The 2,675-nt window shown below is 64.7% G+C and carries 1 protein-coding gene; it reads right to left on the bottom strand.

The features are described 5' to 3' along the window. Positions 1-661: 661 nt before the first annotated feature. Positions 662-1,966 (bottom strand): peroxidase family protein, encoded by a 1,305-nt coding sequence (locus tag ABQ292_RS26340; RefSeq protein ID WP_369210660.1) that lies wholly within the window; start codon positions 1,964-1,966, stop codon positions 662-664. Between the last annotated feature and the right edge of the window lie 709 nt (positions 1,967-2,675).

Below are 2,675 nucleotides of genomic sequence, written 5' to 3'. Positions count from 1 at the left end.
CGGCAACGCCTGCTGCACCCGCATCTCCCCCAACCGCGCCACCCGATCAGCCATCGTGACACGTCCCGGGGACACCTCCCGGCCCGTGCCTGAGTCAGTCCACAACGACCGGGTGCCCCGGCGGCGCGCAGACAGCCGCCCCGGCTCCCGGCCAACTCCCTACGGTCACCGCGTGCGCGCACCGCTGACCCAGGACGACGTCGACCAGTTGGTGATGTCCGCCCGAAGTGCCGAGAAGCACCGCACGGCGGCAGCCCAGCAGGAGGCGAAACAGCGCCACCGCCGACGCGGACGCCACCCCCGACTTCCGGCTGGTCAGCGCCGGCGAACAACTTCCGACCTCGTGCATGGATAGCAGTGGGCCGTCGCTGGCCTTGCGCAGGGCGGGTTCGATCACCTGACCGTGCCGGCCGGCAGAGCTCTCGGTCGGCGGTCGAGCAGGTTTGGTCGGAGGGCTCGTTCCTGGCTGGAGACCGGGCCGGCGACCGCGGGCAGGATGGTGTCAAGGGGGTTCCGTCGGCCGAGGTGGCGAGCGAGGGCCGCCGGTTCTTCAGGTGTTTGGTGCCGTGCTCGACGCGGATCCGCTTGGTCGAATGAGCTCGGTGCTCGGCCTCGAGCGCCGCGGCGACGGCGAGAAAGTCCGGACGGATTCCCGGGCGGTTCAAACCGGCGAAACGACCCCCGCGATCCTCAGGAGGTCTACCATGTAGAAGTCGCCGGTGGTGGAGAGAGTGGGGGTCCACCCCGGATCTTGGCGCAGGTAGGAGAAGTGATCTCCCTGCAGCAGGCCGAGAAATACCTCGGCTACGACGCGACCTCCCACCGGCCCCAGGCGCTTTCCGTCCGCCTGCACATCTGCTTCTCGCAGGACATAGAACCACAACGGCGTCCGGGTATCCATGTGGAACGGCTTGAGGTCGGCCAGGTCGTTCGCCGCGAGGACATCCTCTTCCATAGCCCGCGCCACACGCTGCCCCGACGGCAGAGCCAGCGCCAGTTGCCGGAGCAGATTCCGCTGGGCCAGCGATTGGACATCTCCCGCGGCGATGCCAATCAGGTCGAACAGCGGTGACGACAAAATGGTATCAATTTTCTTATTCGGGCGGTGGTTATTGTCCCCGAAGTCGAAGAACGTCTGCCAGTCGATGAACCGCCGGGAGGCCCGCCTGCCGCCGCGGAGATCGTCCGGGTCGGGCGAAGGGAGCAGCGAGTCGTCGAAGATCATGGCAATGAACGGGTCGCCGCCATCCGGGCCGAAGTTGGCGCGGTAGCTGGGTCGCACCTGGGAGTGCCCGAACCGGTAGCAGGCGGCCGAGAACTCCACCGGGATGAACGGGTGATTTCGCCAGTTATAGAACTTGCGCCCATTCTTCACGATGTCTTCCACCAGGTTCTTGCCCACAGTGTTCGCCAGAAACTCGTGGACGATAATCCACTGGTAATGCCAGCGCACCAGCCGCTGCGCTTCGTCGAAGATTTCCTCTGCCACGGTTAGGCCCGTTGTGCTGCGGACGTGCTCCACCACGGCGTTGTGAAACCTAAGCATCGCCAGATGGAGCTGGGAAATCATCAGGTTCTCGTCGTTTCGCGGATCCCCGACAAGAGCGGTCAACTGGCCGTTCCGGGGTAAATCGAATTTTGGTGCTCCGCCTTTTGACGCCGGTGCGGCAATCTCCTCCACCAGGAAACTGGTGAGCCCGCCATCCACCGTTTGGTCGTACAGGTGCGGAGAGCCCCCTGGGCCGGTGCCGTACAGGCTGTCCAACTCCAGCGCGGGAATCCGGAAGTTTGTGATCTTCTCCGGGTCAGTCTGCCGCTGGAGGCTGGACACCGGATCGAAAGTCATGTCATGGTCGAGGAACTGACCCAGAAATGTGAACCCTGCGGTCATGTCCGGATTGTTGGGGTTGCTGGGGGTATTTGGCGCAAGGAGGTCAACCGGACTGCCGGTGTCCTGGGCATCCATCAGACCGCCCTTCTTGCCAATTTCAAGGAGCGCCGCCCGGACAGAGGGATTGTCCGTGGCAAACGGGGGAAGCGTTGGGAACAGCCTTCCAAACCTTCCCTGTTCATACGAGGTCGATTTAGGTGGGTTCTGTCCGCCGGCATGCACCAATCCATGGCGTGGAGGCATGGTGGGTCCCTTCTTGGCTGCATTGTTACCCTGACGGTGGTATATCATCAAAAGACCGCGAATATCAACCCTTAACGTCCTCGTGCATGGTTGGCGAGATGCCTGCTCGTGCTGCGGTGAAGGACGGGGCACGGTTGTGGTGTCGAGGACGCTGGCCTGTGCCGCCGCGGTCGCCGATCGCCGGGTGACCGGGCTGTCCCGGGAAGTGCTCGCTGAGCTGGTCGCCGAGCTGGGGGCCGCGCTGGCAGGCGCGCCAGGACGCGTGACTGGCCGATCGGTCGCGCCAACGGGCGATCAACGTCGGTGCCCGGCACCGCCTGGTGTTCCTCGACCGGCTGCTGGCCCACGCTGCCGGAACTCATCCGGATACTTGATCGGTCGGCCCATCCGGGCCCTCCCTCCTTGGTTCTTACCGAAGTCTGGAGGTGTTCAGCCGCCGAGGTCACTTCAGGGCCGCGTGCGACAGTCGAGGGGTGCCCCGGGAACGATCTGGCGACGGCGACGCCAAATCGGCTCGCCGGTACCCGCGATTGTGGAAATA

It is taken from the genome of Geodermatophilus maliterrae (assembly GCF_041018925.1).
Taxonomy (GTDB): domain Bacteria; phylum Actinomycetota; class Actinomycetes; order Mycobacteriales; family Geodermatophilaceae; genus Geodermatophilus; species Geodermatophilus maliterrae.
This window is presented reverse-complemented; position numbering and strand designations above follow the sequence as displayed.

Bases quoted from the DNA above. Each gene is read 5' to 3' on its own strand.
- ABQ292_RS26340 (WP_369210660.1), bottom strand. From the start codon at position 1,966: ATGGATGCCCAGGACACCGGCAGTCCGGTTGACCTCCTTGCGCCAAAT.